This is a genomic window from Oribacterium sp. oral taxon 078 str. F0263 (assembly GCF_000469565.1).
Lineage (GTDB): Bacteria > Bacillota > Clostridia > Lachnospirales > Lachnospiraceae > Oribacterium.
Window position 1 is genome coordinate 23,054 of sequence record NZ_KI273127.1, and the last position, 19,064, is coordinate 42,117.

16 protein-coding genes and 1 pseudogene are annotated in these 19,064 nt (G+C 48.0%); 1 reads left to right on the top strand and 16 read right to left on the bottom strand.

All coding sequences use genetic code 11. The features are described from left to right. Positions 1-49 precede the first annotated feature (49 nt). The 16 genes and pseudogenes from HMPREF1986_RS09345 to HMPREF1986_RS13850 all read right to left on the bottom strand — a co-directional run. Positions 50-1,516: a DUF2828 family protein gene (locus tag HMPREF1986_RS09345; protein WP_021774591.1), complete on the bottom strand. Its 1,467-nt coding sequence runs from the start codon at positions 1,514-1,516 to the stop codon at positions 50-52. A gap of 334 nt (positions 1,517-1,850) precedes the next feature. Further along, a complete protein-coding gene (locus tag HMPREF1986_RS09350; RefSeq protein ID WP_036600177.1) occupies positions 1,851-2,756 on the bottom strand; it encodes a hypothetical protein in 906 nt (301 codons plus the stop codon). Next, positions 2,743-3,996 carry a WYL domain-containing protein gene (locus HMPREF1986_RS09355; protein ID WP_021774594.1) on the bottom strand — a complete coding sequence of 418 codons (1,254 nt, stop codon included), beginning with the start codon at positions 3,994-3,996 and terminating at the stop codon, positions 2,743-2,745. Before HMPREF1986_RS09355 ends, HMPREF1986_RS09350 begins: the two co-directional genes overlap by 14 nt. Before the next feature lie 122 nt (positions 3,997-4,118). Beyond that, a complete protein-coding gene (locus tag HMPREF1986_RS09360) occupies positions 4,119-4,505 on the bottom strand; it encodes a hypothetical protein (RefSeq protein WP_021774595.1) in 387 nt (128 codons plus the stop codon). After that, a complete protein-coding gene (locus HMPREF1986_RS09365) occupies positions 4,505-4,951 on the bottom strand; it encodes a LytTR family DNA-binding domain-containing protein (protein WP_009215066.1) in 447 nt (148 codons plus the stop codon). Before HMPREF1986_RS09365 ends, HMPREF1986_RS09360 begins: the two co-directional genes overlap by 1 nt. Continuing rightward, positions 4,908-5,783, bottom strand: coding sequence for a CPBP family intramembrane glutamic endopeptidase (locus HMPREF1986_RS09370; RefSeq protein ID WP_021774596.1), 876 nt, complete (start codon positions 5,781-5,783; stop codon positions 4,908-4,910). The genes HMPREF1986_RS09365 and HMPREF1986_RS09370 overlap by 44 nt, the downstream gene beginning before the upstream one ends. A gap of 132 nt (positions 5,784-5,915) precedes the next feature. Beyond that, positions 5,916-6,656: a peroxide stress protein YaaA gene (gene yaaA, locus HMPREF1986_RS09375; protein WP_021774597.1), complete on the bottom strand. Its 741-nt coding sequence runs from the start codon at positions 6,654-6,656 to the stop codon at positions 5,916-5,918. Continuing rightward, positions 6,653-7,108, bottom strand: coding sequence for a thioredoxin-dependent thiol peroxidase (gene bcp, locus HMPREF1986_RS09380; RefSeq protein ID WP_021774598.1), 456 nt, complete (start codon positions 7,106-7,108; stop codon positions 6,653-6,655). Before bcp ends, yaaA begins: the two co-directional genes overlap by 4 nt. 202 nt (positions 7,109-7,310) lie before the next feature. Then, a complete protein-coding gene (locus tag HMPREF1986_RS13405; protein ID WP_155978800.1) occupies positions 7,311-7,448 on the bottom strand; it encodes a hypothetical protein in 138 nt (45 codons plus the stop codon). A 6-nt stretch (positions 7,449-7,454) separates the two neighbouring features. Then, positions 7,455-9,332, bottom strand: coding sequence for an AAA family ATPase (locus HMPREF1986_RS13660; RefSeq protein WP_021774599.1), 1,878 nt, complete (start codon positions 9,330-9,332; stop codon positions 7,455-7,457). A 21-nt stretch (positions 9,333-9,353) separates the two neighbouring features. Beyond that, the gene (locus HMPREF1986_RS09390) at positions 9,354-9,929 is read right to left on the bottom strand and encodes a 4Fe-4S single cluster domain-containing protein (RefSeq protein ID WP_021774600.1); all 576 of its coding nucleotides are present in this window, start codon (positions 9,927-9,929) and stop codon (positions 9,354-9,356) included. Then, complete coding sequence (locus HMPREF1986_RS09395; protein WP_021774601.1) at positions 9,926-10,558, bottom strand: FHA domain-containing protein; 633 nt, start codon at positions 10,556-10,558, stop codon at positions 9,926-9,928. The genes HMPREF1986_RS09390 and HMPREF1986_RS09395 overlap by 4 nt, the downstream gene beginning before the upstream one ends. Next, entirely contained in the window at positions 10,558-11,997 is a 1,440-nt protein-coding gene (locus HMPREF1986_RS09400) for a hypothetical protein (protein WP_021774602.1), read from the bottom strand. The genes HMPREF1986_RS09395 and HMPREF1986_RS09400 overlap by 1 nt, the downstream gene beginning before the upstream one ends. Positions 11,998-12,017: 20 nt before the next feature. Beyond that, entirely contained in the window at positions 12,018-13,742 is a 1,725-nt protein-coding gene (locus HMPREF1986_RS09405) for a protein kinase domain-containing protein (RefSeq protein ID WP_196806126.1), read from the bottom strand. A 23-nt stretch (positions 13,743-13,765) separates the two neighbouring features. Beyond that, positions 13,766-18,223, bottom strand: a complete 4,458-nt coding sequence (locus HMPREF1986_RS09410; RefSeq protein ID WP_242837370.1) for an AAA domain-containing protein — start codon at positions 18,221-18,223, stop codon at positions 13,766-13,768. A gap of 366 nt (positions 18,224-18,589) precedes the next feature. Continuing rightward, positions 18,590-18,931 (bottom strand): annotated as a pseudogene (locus HMPREF1986_RS13850) (AAA domain-containing protein); the annotation flags it as partial. Here HMPREF1986_RS13850 and HMPREF1986_RS13590 point away from each other — a divergent pair. Then, a complete protein-coding gene (locus tag HMPREF1986_RS13590) occupies positions 18,911-19,051 on the top strand; it encodes a hypothetical protein (RefSeq protein ID WP_242837371.1) in 141 nt (46 codons plus the stop codon). The pseudogene HMPREF1986_RS13850 and the gene HMPREF1986_RS13590 overlap by 21 nt on opposite strands. Positions 19,052-19,064: the final 13 nt, after the last annotated feature.

Here is a 19,064-nt window from a genome sequence, read left to right on the forward strand (position 1 = left end):
CGCGTTGGTTCTCGCTGCAAAGCATGGCATCGCTTTCTTTCCGAGTGCGCTATACTGCAAGCGGCGCATAGCGCTCCGAATTCAGAACCTGCAGCATGAAATGGTACGGGTCCAATGTATCCGTCTTCAGCATGGAGAAGATCCGTGCATTGCAGCCGGATATAAGACATACCCCCTGTTCATTCCGCGTAACCGGCTGCTGACGCCTTCTGCTCTGGACATTCCAAAACACAAGGCGCGGCAGCAGATATCCATGCTCCTCGAATTTCTTCTTTGCGGACTGGAAATTTGTCATTCCCGCGTTCCTGCAGCAGTCAAATTCCATATCGGAAATGATGTACAGCTTTACAGGAAGCTCCGCCTGGGGCAGATGATTCTTCAAAGCGGTATTCAAAATCAGGTCAAATACCTTCTCCAGATCTGTATTGCTGCAATCATTAAACTGCATGCAATAGCGCAGCTTCTCTGCAATATCCCGTCCTTTCACCTTCACAAGCTTCGGCGTGCTCGAAAAGGTAATGAAATGATCCTTAAACGCGCCCTTGTTTCGCTCCGCAAAATAGATCCCAAGGGATTGCGCCACCGCGGCCGGCAGAGGCGTCCCTCCCCAATACATGGAAGCGGAACCATCCACGACCACCAGCACATTCTCGTTGGCTGTAAAGTCCGGCTGCGCATTCCAGCTGATATCCATGCTTCTGCGCTCTTCTTTTGTGAGAGAGCGCAGATTTCCGCCTGAAATGGCAGGAGCGATGATGTCATATGGTGCAAGCGTTCCCGTATGCAGCACGGAGGGATTCGTCTCAGCGGCATTTAAAAATGCCTGATACCTGCGGGAATCATTTCTCTGAAAGGCCCTTCTGTACTTAAAAAGCGCTCTGGAAGGCTGTTTCTCATAATCAAAGCTATAGTCCTTCTCCCGAAGATTATTCTCCAGAATTCGGATCTGCAGGCGAAGTTTAGACAGAAGCTTCCGATACTGTGCCTCTGTCATGGCCAAGGCGCGGGCAATCTTCTTTGCCATGCGGACCGCTTCTGCGTTGGAAGTATTGACCGACGGCAGCCATTTCCCAAGGAGTGACACAGGCTTTCCGGAGGACATTGCTTCCTGATCCCTTTTCAGCTGTATGCGAATTAGATCCATCATATCCCGCTCGCAGGCAGTACCAAGAAGACAGAGAAGATCATCATACCTTCCATATTCTCCGATCAGGGCTAGATTTTTTCTGCATGCCTCAGGCTCATTGTCCGAAAGCCACTTTAATAAGACGCGAAACAGCCGTCTCTCTCCGAGCCCGCCGCGAATATCGCGGGCAAAGAACAGGATTTTTACCGCGATATTTGCATCCTCGGCATACGCACGCAAAAAAGGGCCTATGATATCTTCCTCGGATGCAAAGCGGAGGGCTCCGATGAGCGCGAAGAGATCAAGGCATTCTGAGCCCGTGCTCACGTTGCTCAGGGCATCGTTCTCTGTATACGTTCTATTCGCCTCTTTTCTTAAGAGCTCCAACATGACTCTCCCCTCCGGATACACATCGATCAAGCCGCCTGGATTCCTCTTTAGATATAAAATAGCTGCAAAAAATAAAATCCGTCTCTCCTAGAACCTTTTCCCATTACAAGACACTGTTGATTCATCAGACGCCGATGGATATCGGAATCCGTCAGGACGCTCTGTACATCGCATCTCTGTCTCCCATGTTTGCTGGCAGTGTCTTTATCTTTAAGAAGTTTCCCCAGAGGACGGATTCTCCGTACTTTGAGCCGCTGATCGCGGTCGGAACCTTTGATGCACCTATCTTATCAGGAAGAAAAACGTGAGTCATGGAAAAAAAGTTGCGAATTCGTCAGGATCTGAAGCCTTTCAATCGTTTCTGCATGCTGAGCCGCTCTCTGAGCAGCCGTACAAAACTCTCAGGAGAGGAAACCCGAAGCTTCGGGCCAAATGACAAAACCCGGATCAGGATCTCCATCTCGTCATCTTTCCTATAGCGCAGCGCGATCCTGTAATGCGTATCATCCAGTTTCACGGTCTCTTTCTCAAGGTCGGAAAAATGGATCATGGCCCGTTCCAGAGTATTTCTTTCATCCGAAAGCTCCAGCAGCACGGTTTCCTTCTCTGCCCTGGCGCCCGCCTCCTCCTCCGCCAGCTTCTCTGAAAGGCTCAGCTGACAGATGCCGGACATCCGGATCACATATGGCGTTCCCTTCGGAGAATGCGCGATCAGTCGAAACTTATCATCCTTTGCGGAATACTCCAGCCTTTCGGGGATATACAGCCGACAGCGTTTTCCTCGGCAGCGAAGCCGCAGCCCTCTCCTTTCCTTCAGGGCAAGAAGCACAAGGCGGAAATGCTCCCGGTAAAGACTGTCCTCATAGGGATCTCCATCTGAACAGCGATCAAAGCAGACAAAAAAACCCGCTTCAAAAAGCGGTTCCGTATCTTTAAGCTCCTGAATCGGAGGATCAAAGAGCCTTATGCGCGGATCCTGACAAATCGCTTTCATCCACTGCTTCTGAACCTCCGTGAGCGGCATCGTCGGCACATGCTCTATCGGCGTCGTATAATTCTCTCGAAGAAGCGGCCATTCCTTTTCCTCCAGCGCCTTCGGAATCGAAAGTCCGCTTTCCAGATAGGCCTTCTCCTCTACGATCTTCCGGATTCGTTCTCCGGACAATTCTCCCCGGACGGCCTCAGTGAGAATCTCGGAGACAACATTATAATACGTGCTGTACAGCTCATGAAAAATCACTGCCCTCGCCTCCATAAAGCAGATCCATTTCCTGAAGATCTCTATAAAACTGTTTCGTCACTTCCGGCTCTGTACATACAAGGCTCTCAATCCGGCCGGTAAACGTCCGTATCCACGGAAGCATTTCCTTCGCATCATATACGTCAATCGTAAACTGCCAGGTATTTTCATCGATCCGGACAAGCGCTCCCTGTCTTTTCTCCCGTTTTAACCTGTCTATGACAAAATACTCCTCTTTCTCAATATGGATATTCATCGTAAGCTTCTGCAATCTTCTGCCGCGGCCCGAACCGGCTGAAGTCCCCCAAAGATGCTCTGAAAACCGTTCCCCGGCGTAATCCAGCTTTTCCGAATCCGGCTGAGCGTCTGCTGCCCTTACGGAATGTATCCTGTCCAGACGATACATGCAGGGTCTTTTCTCACAAAAGCTGTAGGCGAGGAGATTTTCTCTTCCGTTCTGTGCGCTGATATAAATCTTCAGCGGGTAAACCAGGGCCTGATGCATTCCAGCCTTATCTTTCCTTGTGGAAAATGTAAGCAATGCATTTTTCTTCTCTTTACGGCAAAGAAGAATTCCTTCCAAAACTTCTGAATCCATGGCATTCAGAAGATAATGGTGCTTAAAGCCGAAATAGTCCGCTGACTCCGGCATTTTGTCGAGCAACTGGGAAGCGATAAGCCCAAGCGGCATGACTTCAGAAGCAAATGCCGCCGCATCCCGCCAGCCCTCCCTATCCCAAGGCGCATCATTTCGATAATAAAGCAGTTCCTTTCCACGCTTTTCCGCCTTTAGAATTCCAAGAGAAGCATATTCCTTCAGCTTATTGCGGATCGTGGAATCATCCGGCAGAAATTCCTCCCCCGCGATCTCCTGACAAGACGCGAGTACACGGTTTACGATACCCCTTAGCGGAAGCTTCTCTCCATCTGCGAGCACGTCAAGGATATAAAAGTGCAGTGTAAGATCCATATCGGTAAAGCTCTTCGCCTTCAGGGCCCTGTATAATGGATTATGGGGCACTTCCCGCTGATCCACGGAAATAAAAACTCTCTTCCCGGACGCATCCTGCCGGAAGGACATGGAATCTCCGAGCCAGCTCTCGATCCTGCGGCGTTCATTATCATAGCTGCGGGCACTCTTCTGCTCAAAGTCGCCGCGGCTTCGAAAGCCGTAGACATAGAAGTCACGCATATAGGACCGGATTTTCTCAAAATTCTTGATCAGCTCGCTGTACGCCATGGACTGCACCTTTCTGCCCCGATCAGAAGGAAATACCTTTTCCTATACCCTATCAAAGAGATGCCTTATTGGCAAAGCTCTCCGCAGCACTTAGGGATATCGGACATAACGTTGAAATATCCCTAATAATTCTCTCCTATTAAATCATTAATCTCTCTTACCTCATTCTTAATGCTAAGCATGTCAAGGTATCCACATAAAACCAGCATCACAAGAACCATAAAGCATAATACAGGGGTCGATAGACTCGAATACCAGCCGAAAATAATCCCGCTGATAAGCACAAGCGAGATGGAATACAATAGCTTTAAAGCAATCTCAGCAAGATAATAGCGAAATTCAATACTATTAAGCAGGGATATCCCTGCGTAAATTACCGCATTCAGCCCCAGTGCCTGAAAAACCGTGTCAAGACATAGGAAGCTGGCATGATAGCAAAGTGCCACCAGGGAAAGCACTGTCAAAGTCATTCCGGTCATGGCAAAGATATTCAGAATGGCCTTTTTCATCAAGCGTTCCTCCTTAAAAGCACTGCTCTGATCTCCTTAAGATACTTTCTGCTTACGCAGATTCTCTCATTATTGGAAAGAAATGCCTCAAGTCTTGAATTAGCCAGATTCTTGACCCCCTGAAGCTTCTCGATATTTAAAATTACCGATTTGCTGACCCTCACAAAACCCGCATGTGAGAGCATTTTCTCCAGCTCGGTAAGCCTTAAGCCTGTCTGATAAACCTCAGTCTCGCCATATACGAAGGTTTTCTTATCTACACTTTCTATGTAAAACACATCGCTTAGCGGAATGGAAAACTCTTCACCTTCTCTTTTACAGGAAATGCTCTGATCCACCGAGCGGACAAAAGCCGACACTCGTTTCACCCCATCCGTCAGCTCACGATATTCGATGATAACCTCAGGATGCTCTAAATCCTGCCTCTCTCTCAGTATTAAACGCATTGGTTCTCCGCCATTTGCAGTAATAAATAAGCACGAGGACGAAGGAAAGAGACTGAGCGATAAAAATCCTGGCAGTCATCATCTCGTCGGCACCGGTATTCGTCACCACGTGTAAAAGATTGACTATGGTATTGTTGAAAAAGTGATCCCCCATACTCATATAAATGCTGCCGCTCATCTTTGTCAAGATCGTAAATTTTAATCCGATCAGTGCGCTTATGACAAGTAAAAGTACGCATTGCACGATCATTCCGCTGAAGCTTTGCTCTCTATCCACATAGTTTCTGAGAGGCAAAACAATATGCCAGAATCCAAACAGCGCCGACGTAATGGCTGCTGCTTTGGCAAAAGCATATTTCTCTCCTAAAATCCCGGGAAACAATCCTCGGAAGTTCCCCTCTTCCATAAGCACATTTATCACATTTCCGATAATGCAGAGGATAAAAAAGAGGAATCCCGTTCTGTTTCCGCTGTTTTTATCAATCGCGTAGGCGCTTACATAGAATCTAAGTGAATCGAAGGAGCCTGCGGCCTTTGCCATAATTATTTCAGCTGCATAGGCGATTCCATATACAGCAAACCCAAAAGCCAGACCGTAAAATACCTTGAGAATGCTTTTCCCTTTGGAAAATCCGATTTCCTCAGGCTTAAATCCGAGTCTGCAGGCGATGATCGACATTATAACAATTCCCAGCAGCTTGTGAATGATGGCCTCCCCCACCCAAGTCTGATCGGTACGAAGTATAAAAAGGTCCATCACACGCAGTATGAAATAAAGGATGTATATTGCAGCTACCAGCGTAAAAGGCTTTGTGATCTTCTCTTTTTTCATTCTATTTACCCTCCCGTGCATCGTTATAGACGTTAGCACAGCCGTAAATAGACTTCAATACCTCCTCTTCCAAGCTGCAAAATTTCGATCCCCAAATGCAAAAGGGGAAAAGGATCCCTTTTCCGGGATCGCTTACCGTAGAAAGACATATTCCGTCTCCGAGGATCTTCCCTCATCAAAGCGGTAGCCGCTCCAGTTGAAGTCCTTTATCTGCTCCGGATCCTCTGCGTGAATACCGGACAAGAATCGAACCATCTCTCCTCTGGCCATCTTGGCATAAACCCCTTTCTGCACGATCTTACCGCCCTTTTCCTCAGCAAAGACACAGCTGATATAACGATCTTTCGGCTGCAGGTACTTCTCGATGCATTTGGAATACTCCTTCGATGCCAGATTGATAAGTATGTGACTTTCATCCATGACTTCCCGGTAAAGATCTCCGCCCCAGAAATCATAAAGATTCTTATACCCGGAAACCGCTGCCTTCGCCTGCATTTCCAGACGGTATGGCACTACGCCATCCATTGGCCTGACGACACCGTAGAAGCCCGACAGAATCCGCAGCTGCTCCTGCAGATAAGCATACTGGCCGTCCTCAAAGACCGCAGGTGCCATGTAGCTGTATTGAATCCCGTCATAGGCGAGAATCGCCGCTGTCAGGTTCCTCCGCAGATCCATATGCGAAAATCGCTCGGCGTTCAGCCGGGCAATCTTATCATTGCAGCCCCATAAGCTTTTCTGCTCATCATAACTTAGGCCCCGGATCCATTCTTTCAGGATTTCCGTCTTCTCCATAAGCACGGGGAGTTCCGTACAGAGAAAGGAATCCCTGTCCGTCCGCATCTGTTTTGCCGGAGAAATTATGATCCTCATCCGAGCTCCGCCAGCATCTGCGCCGGGTTATCAGCGGCCTTCACCTGATCGAACGCCCTTACGATAATCCCATTTTCATCGATCAGATAGGTCGTCCGGACAACACCCATGGAGACCCTTCCATAGTTCTTCTTTTCCTTCCAGACATCATACGCCTGAATTACTTCTTTTTCCGTATCGGAAAGCAGCGTGAACGGCAGGCCATATTTCTCTTCAAACTTCTTATGAGAAGCCACACTGTCCTTGCTCACACCAAGGACTGCCGCGCCTTTCTCCTGAAACTGTGGGTACAGTTCCCCAAACGCACAGGCCTGCTTTGTACAGCCGGCAGTCATATCCTTCGGGTAGAAATAGAGGATAAGCTTCTGTCCCCGATAATCCGACAGACTTCTCATTTCTCCGTTCTGATCCGGCAAGGAAAATTCCGGCGCTTTGATTCCCGTCTCCAGCATATGAGATCCTCCTTCTGTATAACTGGGGCTTATCATTCATGGCACATATACAGTTCATTTACCATGTTACCGGCCCGCAGTCCGATCTTTCTCTTCTCAAAAATAGACGGCAATTCACATTCTACCGCAGCCGGAGTAATGGCATCACATCTCGAAATGTCGATCTTAATGCTCTGAGCTGTGCTGCAAACAAAATCTATTTTCAGCTACCCGCAAATGCTGCTGCCCTTCTTCTCATTGATGCCGTATCGTACACATCTGCGTTGAAGCATCTTTCCGCAGTTATTTTTGAAGATTTTTCGGTTCCAGCGCATTCTGAATCTTTGATATTTGAAACCATAAACTATCAAATTGACTCATAGCTGCATTCCAGTGTATATGTCAGATCTTCAGCACCAATGTCCCGGATTATTAATTTTACATCGCCTTTGATATCTTCGTCAAACAGATATCTGGAAAGAGGATTGATCAGGAGACTTTCTACGATATTCCCCACACCACGGCCGCCGTTTCCCAGATTCTCCAATGTTTTTTCTTTCAGCTTGGCATATGCATTTTCCGCAATCACAAGTCGAATCTTCTTCTCTGCTTCCAAATTCTTAACGATCTTTTCGATCTGTGCTTTCAGAATCAACTCTGCCACTTCCGGGCGAATGAAGTCAAATACAACGATGTTCTCTCCGATACGATTCAGAATCTCCGGCCGTCCGAGCTCCAGCTTGAAGTAATCTTCAATCGCCTGACGCACTCTCTTCTGCACCTCCGGGTATTCCATATCCGGCGTAACATTCGGCTCGCGAATTCCCATTTCATTGCGGGTATAAATTCCCAAATTGCTGGTAAAGATAATAATGCACTCAGAGAAATAAACTGTATTCCCCTGCCCATCCGTCATGCGGCCATCCTCCAGAATCTGAAGAAACTTATCAAAAATCGTAGGATGCGCCTTCTCAATCTCATCAAAGAGCAGAATGGAGAAAGGATTGTTCTTCACAGCATTCGTCAGCTGACCGCCTGCTTCATATCCCACATATCCGGGAGGTGCTCCCAGCAGTTTCTGATCGCTGTGCCCCTGACTGTATTCACTCATGTCGAAACGAATGCAGCAGCTTTCATCTCCAAAGAGTTTCTCAGCCAGAGTCTTTGCCATTTCTGTCTTACCGGTACCGGTAGGTCCCGCGAAAAAGAGGATTCCCTTCGGCTTTCCATGCGCTGAGCCCTGCAGTCCGGACATGCCGGTCACTGCTCGTTTAATGACGTCCAATGTCTTCACAATAGCGAAATCCTGTCCCTTTACACGCTTCTGAAAATCCTCTTTTGCTGTCTTCAATTCGTTCACATCCAAAGAATCCCACGGATTATCTTTCACGCCATAGCGATATAAATCAATAATCGAGGACATCCGGCGGATATGGGTTCTCTCGTTTTTGCATAGCCTCCGTAAGCCATTGATTTCCGTGAAGGAAAACCCTTCCGTCAGCCCTGCAAATTTATCTTGCACCTTTTCCAGTTCGTCAGGATGTTTCTCATAGTACTGAATATCCTCATCATAGATATCTGCCGAAAAAAAGCTGGCGAAATTCTCCCCCTTGATGAGGGCTTCCCTCTCTTCCTTGGACGGCGTACTGATGCTGACTGTTTTTACATTCGGATTATCCAGATAGAACCATGCGGGGATGTCATTGACCTTGTTTACAATCATGACAACAATATTCTTAAGTGTTTCGCCCTCAGTACGCACATCCTTTCCTTCCAAAGATGCCAGCAGCAGATTGGTAAAACTGTCCACCTCTGCCTGATCCACATTATCCGGGGAAGTAATATATCTCGATGCCAGATTCATGATGATGGCAGTCGGCACCTGGTTCTGACCGATGGCCGTTCTGACGATAGAGGTCGCCGAATTGGACTTCCCCTTAAAATCGCAGTGGATAAAACGGCCATCCAGCTTGGAATCCATCATCCGGGCAAACGCATCGATATGCCCCTCTTCACAGGAGTTATAAAAGCCCTGCATGCTGTCATAAAATACAATCGTCTTATATCCAAGATCCGTGAAGTAATAGTGAAGATATTCCGGCAGCCGCAGAATACTGCCTTTGGAGATACTTCCTTCCGTCGGATACTGATATACGTCCAACACGTTCCCTTCCACGATGATCATCGGCTTTATTCTGCAAAATATAGCCAGCTCACGATGCCATTTTGCGATATAATCGGACATTTCCGCCTCCTCTCAGCTGCCTCAGCCGCTGAATCCTTTTCTGTGTATCCCTACCGAAACCACCCCGTTTAAAGTAGTAAAATTCTGAATCTGATTATGTGCTGATGCCAGATACTTCTCATAGCCTTCTGCCATCTCCGGAATCAGGATGTGAATTCTCTGATTGGATGATCCACGAAGCAGCACATCCATGTTCTCTTCCTCCCGATACTCTCCATCAATCAGCACCGCTGCCCGGGACAAAATGATATTCGTCGCCGGATCTTCTCTCTTCTTCAGCTCGTCTATGCGGTATCCGGTATAAATCAGGATGTCTTTGGAATACGCCGAAAGCTGTGTAATAAGCTGCGAAAGTCCTTCAGGCTGATCCATTGGTTCCCCGCCGCTTATCGTGAAGCCATCGATCTTATGTAAGTCGGAAATCCTGCTCACCAGACTCATGATGTCTTCTACCGTCACTTCATACTCCGGCTTTTGCACCCATAGTTCCGGATTACTGCATCCCTTGCAGCCTCTTCTGCAGCCGCAAACCCAGATGCCAAGTCGCTTCCCCGGCCCCAGAACTTCTACCGGGTACAGAATTCTCGCCACATTCATGATTTCACATGGAACAGGAAATAGGCTGCCTGATTCTGCCGCTGTCCACCAATCTCTGTCCCTCCAAGACCGATCTCATCCCCATCTGCAAGCGATATGGGCTCTGAACCGGGAATCATTTTATTATTGATAAATGTCTTATTGGTATTGCTCAAATTCTCTATTAAAACTTTTCCGGCAACGATGGTAAGTTTCGCATGCTGTCTGCTGACGTACATCTTACTGTCAAGATAGTCCTTCAGCCCGGATTCCCGTCCGATGATACAGACAGGCTGATCAAGCGTCACCGTAAACTCATCGCCGATTGCCGTCAGTTCATAGGAAAATGCCTGCTTATCCTGCGTGACGGTTATCGGCATAATATCTGAAATATCCTCTCCGCATTCCCTGCACTTTCTTGCCTGAGGCGGATTATGTGCTCCACATTCGCAAACACGCACCAGTACGGGCTCTGTATTTCCGGATGTCGGCTGCTCAGCCACTCTCCGGGCTTCTTTCTCCTGCTGTTCCAGGCACATGTCCATGACTTTGATCCCGGTGAGGTCAGCTTCGCATTTTCTGCATTCCAGAAGACTTGGCGGATTGTGTTCTCCGCAAGCAGGACAAATCTTATATTTTTCGAGTGACATTATTCTCCCCTCCTGAATACCTGCTTCGCACCGGTACCTTTTTTCCGTTTCTGTGTCACATTCATCTCTGTCACCTGCTTTCCGCTTCCCATCTCGTAGTCGCTCACATTGATGATCGCAGCATAGTCAGTAGTCGGAGGCATCAGGGCAATTCTGTTTCCTACGATGACCCCTTTTTCCCTCATTCGCTTCTCAAATTCGGCAAACTCACCACAGAAGGATTCCATGTCTTGTGTAAGGACATCCGTCTCTTCCGCTGTCGGGATTCTGTCTTCCCTGGCGATACCTCCCAACTCCATGGAAATCTGTCCTTCCGGAGAATATGTGATATTGATGGCCGTTTCTTCTCCGAATCGGTAAAGCTCATTTTTGAATTGCTTGCCGCTTTTCTTTCGTACCTGTCGATAGCCTATGAGATCATATCCCATATCATGCATGACTTCGTCTACACAATCCGCGATATAAGCCTGCTCCTTCTGCTTCACAACAATCTTTTCCAGCTCGGCGATTGCTTTGTCCAAAATATTTTTATCGGAAAATATACTCTCTCTGTCTTCCACTCGGCCGGCCATGTCACAGAGCATCCGGTAGCGCAAAAGTGCCTCCTGGAATTCATCTTTCTTTCTCTTACACTCCAGCCGATAGGATTCCAGATCACGAAAGATTTTCTTCACGGTAATACTGTCAAATGTGTCCAGTTGCTCCGCTCGCGCTATGCTTTCCAGATTACTTATGGCATTTCTGACTTCATATACCAGCTCCTCAGACAGGTTGCGCTTTAGAAGCTCCGCCAGCTCATTGCGGATTGCTTCTTTTCTATCCTCAAAGCTATGATCTTCTTCCGATGCATCAAACATATCAAACGATAAGACGCTGCTGATATCCTCTGCAATGCCGGATGCACGCATGGATAAATCCCGTCCGTCCGGTCCTTCCGGCATCTCTCCATCGCCGTCATTCAGATAGTCCGCAATGACTTGCTGCGTCTTCTTCCGTTCGTTTTTACCGGCTTCTTTTCCCGCTCCGACCGCTTTATCAAGCTTTTCCTTCAGCGCCTGTGCCTTATCTCTAATCGCGGCGAGCTTTTCAAGCTCCCGCTTTTTCTTATCCAGGGCTTCCTCGGATATAACGTATTTATGGAAGACATGGGGGATATTCCGATTAAACTCGCTTTGAATCCGTTTTCTTTCATGATCCATACTTTGCCGTATGGATTGAATCTCTCGGATCGCTTCTTCCTGTCCTCCATACTTTCTCTGGAGGACAGTCAATACCGCCAGTGATTGATCCAGTTCTCTGTCCATGCCGGAACAGCCGGCAAGAAGCTGTTTGATCTGTTCTCCGTAAAGCAATCCCTGCTGCTCGCATTGCATCAGTCCGACAAACACCCTCCTTGCCGGGCCGCTGAGATCATATACAGATATTTTCGGTCCGCTCATTGCATCTTCTCCCTCGGCTTTTAATTCATTGAAGCACGCCACTTATCAATCTCTTTCTGCTTTCCAATCGCGATCAGCCAGGTTTCAAGCTGAAAATCCAGATTGCCATCATAATCAATAAGTTTATGGCAAAGCGACTCAAAGCGTTCAAAGGACTCATCCAACACGCTTCTCATATAATTTGCCAGCTCCCCCGTAGTGCGGAACTGCTCTCCGTTTAAGAGCAGAAGCTTTTGCCCGGATAAGGTATACGCCATGAGATAATAGCTGCGCTTCATGTCTGTCCCGTTAATCAACTCCAGCTCATAGGAGTCTTCTATCGCAGCAGCGGCCTTTTTGAGTTTTTCATTCCTCGGTGCGATCTGATTCACATAGGCAGAGAGCATCTTTTCAGAGAGAACCGTGGCATAATACGGAAACTGGGACTCATCTTTATCCCAAAGACGCTCCAACACATCTCTTCCAAATGCAGCAATGCTTTCAAAGGCCTTTCCCTTCCAATAGAAGCCTTTCAGCTTCGGATTGATCTGGTAGAGCAGCCGCCAGAATATAATATCGTCCTTGCCATTTTCCTTTCCGGCCTCTTCCTCCGCTGCCTGACATTTTCTTGCCAGTTCCTGGTTGAACGTCCTGAAATGCGCCGTCACATGGCCGCGAAACAGCTGTTTCTTGCCTTCCTCCCAGTTCTTCGCAAAAGCTGCCGCCAGTGCGGCCGGATCTGTAAAGTCCTCTCCCAGGAATTTGAATGCAGGCATGCTGCCCTTGTCGACATTTCCGATTCCTTCCCCCGGAATCACAAGGCTCTCGCCATCCAGCCACTTCTTTACCTCTTCATATGTCCAACGCCGGTTTGGATTATTTTTATTTTTGCGGTTTGTAATATCGCAATAAGTCAGCGCGGATATAATGTCCTGTAAGAGCGCGGGCATCTCATCCGGGAACGGGATCCTCTGCACAGAAACATACTGCTCAATCTCATCCGGCTGCATATTGGCATAGGGCGTATATCCGCAGAACAGCTCAAAAAGAGTAATTCCAAAGGAATAGTAATCCGAACCCTCATAAAAGATATTCTTAAATGTTTCCGGAGCAGAGTATTCCGGAGTCATCCCGGTCTTTGTCACAAGAATCATATTGTCTCCATCGACAGCGGAACTAATTCCGAAGTCAATGATAGAGACCGTCTCCCCATCCGCATTCAGCATGATATTTGAGGGCTTCAAATCCTTGTGGATGATCCCTGCTTCATGAATCGCCTTTAATCCCTCGTTGATATTGGGAATAATCGTCTTCAAAAGCTCAGCCTCTGAATATCGTTTCCCCTGGAGACTGCCTTTCGCATAGTAATGCAGGATCTCTACAGGGAACCCATTGTGCGACTCCAGCTCATAGAGCTTCGCGACAAACGGCGAATCAATGGTCATGAGCTTGTTCATGACCTCCTGCTTGATCGCAAATTTCCGCTTATATACTTTTGCCACGTACTCCGCCCCATTGCGGGTGCAAAGATATAGATCCGCTTCTCCCGAAGACAGCTCGAGCTGCCGAATAACTTTGTATTTTCCGCAGATCTCATCCCCCTCATTGATCGGCTGCCCTGTACCGGGAGCATCCCCGTTCTGAGCGTCGTACTGCAAAGAGATCTCCTGATTAATCACGGTTGAAGACGAATCCTGCAGATGGCGATTGATGATCGTCGATGACGCCCCCTGCAAAGCCGGATTTATCACTGTCTGATTTGCCATAAGTACACCCTCCAAAGCTACGCTCAGCCCTCTTTCAGGAGCAGGCGCTCCCATTTGGCCTCTCCCTGATGATTTTTTTCCTCTGCCGCCTTCTGCACTCTTACAGCCTCCAGTCTTTCCTCTGCCTCAGCAATCGCATGGCTGATAAATTTCACCAGCTTCTGCCCTTCCATTTCAGGATTGCGATACCACTCTGCGGACCAGACGCGGTACAGATTCCAGCCCATATTCTTCAAGACTGCACTGCGCAGCCGGTCGCGGTCGCGGGCCGTCCGCGCAGATGCGTAGGATAAGCCATCACACTCTATCCCTGCCACAAACTCGTCCGGCAGTTCCGGATGCTCTACCGCTATATCAATTTTATAGCCGGAGCAGCCGATATACTGCCTTACCTTATAGCCCCTTTCGGAGAGAAAGCGGTAAATCACATGGACAAAGTCATCCGGAATGGTGCTCTGATTCGCAGATACAAGTGCAGCCCCGCCATGCATGGCAAACTCTATATAGGATCGGAGCATACGAATGCCTTCTGACTCCGTTCTGCTCAGATCAATATCGGAAGGCAGAATGGATGAGACCAGCTTCACATTAATCTTTGACCTGGTTACGGCAACATTCAGACGGCGTTCTCCGCCGGCCTTCATCACCGGGCCAAGGTTCATGGTCATAGGCTTATCACTCTGTATCTGTGCCTTGGTTCTTGCATAGCAGACGCTCAAGAAGATGGTATCTCTCTCATCCCCCTGCACATTCTCAAGGTTTTTAACAAAGAATTCCTCTTCCCTGTCCTCTGCAAAGAACGACTCGTACTTTGGATTCTCCTCTCTGAATTTCTGGATCTCATTCAGAATCGTCTGCTGTTGTGCTTCACTTAAGGCAATGATCCCCAACGATCTTTCCGGATGTTTTTCGATATGTTCTTTTACAAGCTCCACACACCGTTTTGCTTCCAGGATATTGTTTCTCTTTCCGCCCCTGTCGTAATAAGCTCCTTCCACAAAGGAAAACTCAACACCGGTATCCGGCTCATTCCCATGACTGCTCGGAAAAGTGACCAGCTCGTTCCTGTAGATCTCTTGGTTCGAGAAGGCAATCAGATGTTCATACTTGCTGCGGTAATGCCATAATAATGTGCGGTTTGGCAGCACATTTTCCATCTCTTCCAGGATGGAATCGTAAACCTCCTCGTAATCATCATGATCCTCGTCATAATCATCGCCGCTGTTTCCGGTGCTGGCAGAAAAAAAATTTGTCGGCGGAAGCTGCTTGGTATCCCCTGCGATAATGACCTGATCCGCCCTGAATATTGCTCCCACTGCATCCTGGGGAAATATCTGCGAAGCTTCATCGAAGATAACCATGTCAAAGTGGTAATCCTCCGCATTCAGAAAATACGCCACTGAAAGCGGTGACATCATAAGACACGGCTTCAGCGTAAGCAGCAGTGTCGGAATCTCGTGGAAAAGCTTCCTAAGGGGCATAATTCTGCGCTTCTTCTCCATCTCATGCCGAAGAATGCCGAGTTCAGACCCGGCACTGGTTATGGAATTCCTGCCGGGAAATGTACGGACGATGCTTTTTCTGATACGTGCTTTTGAGATCTCAAACTGTTTCTCATCCAGCTTTATAAACTTTTCAAGGCGCTGTTCATGAACGCTCCGGCGAAAGGTCTGTACTGCCGGTACATCATCAACAGCAAGATTGAGCCATTGCACATAGAATCCGCGCTCAAAGGCTGCGCGGACATCCTTCACGGGAGGATTCCTCTTTACGATCTTTTCTGTAAAATCCTCAAGCCCTTTCGCGTCACATTCCTTCCTGCTCTCTGTGAAATCAATCCATTTGTTCAGTTCACCAAACCCATTCAGGCAGGCAGTATACTTTTCAGCCACCTCATGAAATGCAGTGTTCTTCATATCCAGGCTCGGGAAGAGGCCATCGAAATATGTGAAGCCCTTTTCTCCGGCTTCCAGGAGTTCCCGGATTTTTCTGCACTGACTGGCAGCTATATCCCTTTTCGTGATATCATTCGATACGATACTGATAAATCCGGCGATTTCCTCCGCTGCGCCTTGGTTTTCGAAGGCGGATACCGCATCAATTTCCTGTCGAATCCGCTGCCAATCGGTATTTAAGCCGGCATACTTTTCACCGAACATCACTTCCAGATCCCCCGAACGAATATATTCTGTTCTCCCCGCATACCGTGATGTAATCGCAGATGCAAATTCCATCTGCTGCGCTAAAGTGCACTTGGAGAGTTCCTCTTCTTTTTCTTTAAACTGGAGTGTATTGCTGATAAACCAGCTCATCTCCCCGTGAAGAGCATCAAATATTTCTGCCAGTTCTTTGATATTCCGACAAGTGGATCTCTCATCTCGTCTTGCCGCATCCAGTACTGCAATCAAAGAGCGGATCTTTTCTTCCTGCCCTCTCACATTCTTAATACCAGGAAGAATGGTGGACTTAAGGGAAAGTTTTAGTGGAAGATCCGGAGTGTCCAGTGCCTTTTGTATGTCACTGGCACATTCCATAATCTTATCTTCCGCCAGATCTTCAGAAAGACGTTGTATAACGGATTCCTTTTCAGGATCCCCCATCGCATCCAAAATAGACCGGATCGTCTCTTCCGGTATCGCGCGTCCAGGACTCTGTGCGGCCGCATCCACAGCAATGCGAATGCCCCTGATCACCTTATCCCAGTCGGTATCCAATCCCGCGTAATTCTGCCGAAAACTCTCACGAAGATAAACGTCTTTATCCTGATACCACGCTTTTTCTGTGTTGACTTCCTTGATGGCAGCCAGAAGCTCCGCCGCAGCTGCTCCTGTAAGTTTTTCTCCGATACGCTTTGAATAGCCCATCAGATAGGCAATGTCCTGTTTATATAGATCATTTGTGATCCGGTATTTCTCGGTATATTCTTCGCGGAATCGTCTTAGAATATCCACCGGATCGATTTCCAAAGCGGAGACATCCCACTTTTTCAGGATTCCGACTTTCTTTTCATTCAAGGCAGCCCGATGCTTCCTCGCCTCATCCACAATTTTTACGGTTTCCCGGTCAACCATTCCCCAGTCGGTATCTTCCGCACGATAATAAGCCGGAATCTGCGCTGAAAATCGTTCCGCATTTTCAGAAAACCATTGCCTCTCTGCCTTGATCTCATCTAAGAGCTGAAGCGCAGCAACAATCGCCGTATCTGTTATCTGTGCCCCTACGGATTTGGACAATAAGCGCATCTGCTTGATGTCTTTTTTGTAGGCGGCTTTCATCTTATGGAAAAGCCCGACGTATTCCGTCTTAAAGCGGTTCAGCATAGAGGCAGAATCCATCGAGAGGATTCCTGACTCCCAGTCAGAAAGCAGCTGCTCCGTCAGTTGCTTCAGCTTCATCTGGTGTGTGGCTGCCTCATCTGCAAGGGCACGGACAGACGAAAGAACATAATCCCAGTCCGTATCCTCCCCTTCATAGAGCATTGGCAGCACGCCGCGAATGCGGGCATCATTATCTGCAAACCATTTCTTCTCCGCATTCATATCTACAAGAGATTGAAGCATAGCAATGATTTCCGTATCTTCAATATAGACACCGACAGATCTGTACATGGCACGAAGTCGAGTAAGATCACGATCAATATTCTCTTTCTTATGGTAAAAATCCGTCGTATATCTGATTTTGAAACGTGAAAGCAATTCCTCAACGTCCAGATCCAGTACGGATTTCTCCCAGTTTTCAAGAATTCCGGCACGTTTCTGCACGTATGTCGCCTGATGGCATTTCGCCTGCTCGGCCTGCTCCATATAGGAAGCAGTTTTTTGCACATTAAACCAGTCCAAATCCATCCTCGGAGCATCCTGCATGGTTTTCAGGATCCTTACAACCGTGATCACATCGGACAGCTTATCTCCCTCCGGTAAGTCAAAAAGCTTCGCTGCTTCCCGGTAGTTTTCTATTATTCCCTCTGTACTCTCCTGTGTATAATCCAGGAAAGCGAGCACTTCAGTATTGTATTCAGATGCAGACTGAGCCTCTTCTGCCCTCTTCGAATACCCCTTTCGATTGATAAGCATGGACAGATCATCTCTTGAAAGGCTGATGGCATGGACGATCCACTCCGTTCCTATCTTCTCTGAAAGAGATTTGCAAAGATCTGCATGCTTCCGCTCACAGCTCCGCTTTTCCTCTTCCCGGACAGCTCTGCTCCTAAGCAGATTGCGCCGTTCCCGACTTCTCCAATCCGCCGGAAACAGCGGCAGCGTAAATACTTTCTCGTATTGAGCCAAGCGGACGGAAAGCCCGCTCCATTTAGGCTCCAGCTGACAAGCAAAGTCCCGATTCAGCAAGACGAGAAGTCTTTCCATCTCCTCAAGATTTCGCTGCAAGCCCTCGGTGGCGTTCATCATCTCTGTCTTAAATATCTGTCCGGAGCTAGTTGCCGTGGTATTCGCCCAGGGATTATCCGTAAGTGATCCATCCATCGCATTCAGCGTTTTCTCGAAGGTATCCACCAGAAAGAGGAGGGAGGAAAACTCCTCTTTGCTGATCCTGGTGGGGTTTTTAAGCTTAAACTCGATGGCTGTGGCATCGGAAAGTCGCTCCAGCCTTCCAAATACCATATATACGCTCTCCCCAAAGGGTTCCATCTTCTTGTGAAGCTCCTCCGCATACTCGTCCAGGTATTGACGGTCGTGAAAGAGTTCCGTCAGCTCCCCCATGGCGGTGCCGTCTATATAACCTTGGCTCAGGCCAAGGTTCGCACCAATGCTGTCGATAATTTCTTTTTTGTTTGCCTTGTAATTATGAAGAGACAGGCAGAAATCATCCAAACGAGCCTCCGTCAGCCGCTTCAGAACGACCTGCAGAGCGGCGGACTTCTCGGCGACAAACAGAACCTTCTTTCCCTCTCCCAATGCCTCCGCGATAATATTGGTAATGGTCTGACTCTTGCCGGTACCCGGGGGTCCCTGCATCACAAAGCTCACGCCAAGCTTTGACAAGAAGATCGCCTCTTCCTGGCTGGAGTCCGAATCGACCACCTCATGCCACTCCGTCGGCCTCGTCTTATCGAAATTAAAATCGCGCGCCTGTGACGGCAGTTCACCAATGGCATGCCTGTCTCCGGAGATTGCCCGTATAACCGGATGGTTCATCATCCGCTGCAGATTATGATTGAGATCGTGATACATGCTGATCTTCAGGAAGGACAGCAGCCCGAGGCTGACCTCTCTCACAAGCTTCCAGCCCTTTTTATCAATAATCTTTTCGATCTGTTCAAGATAGTTCTCGAAGGAATCCTTGTTCTTTAGATCGAATGTTGGC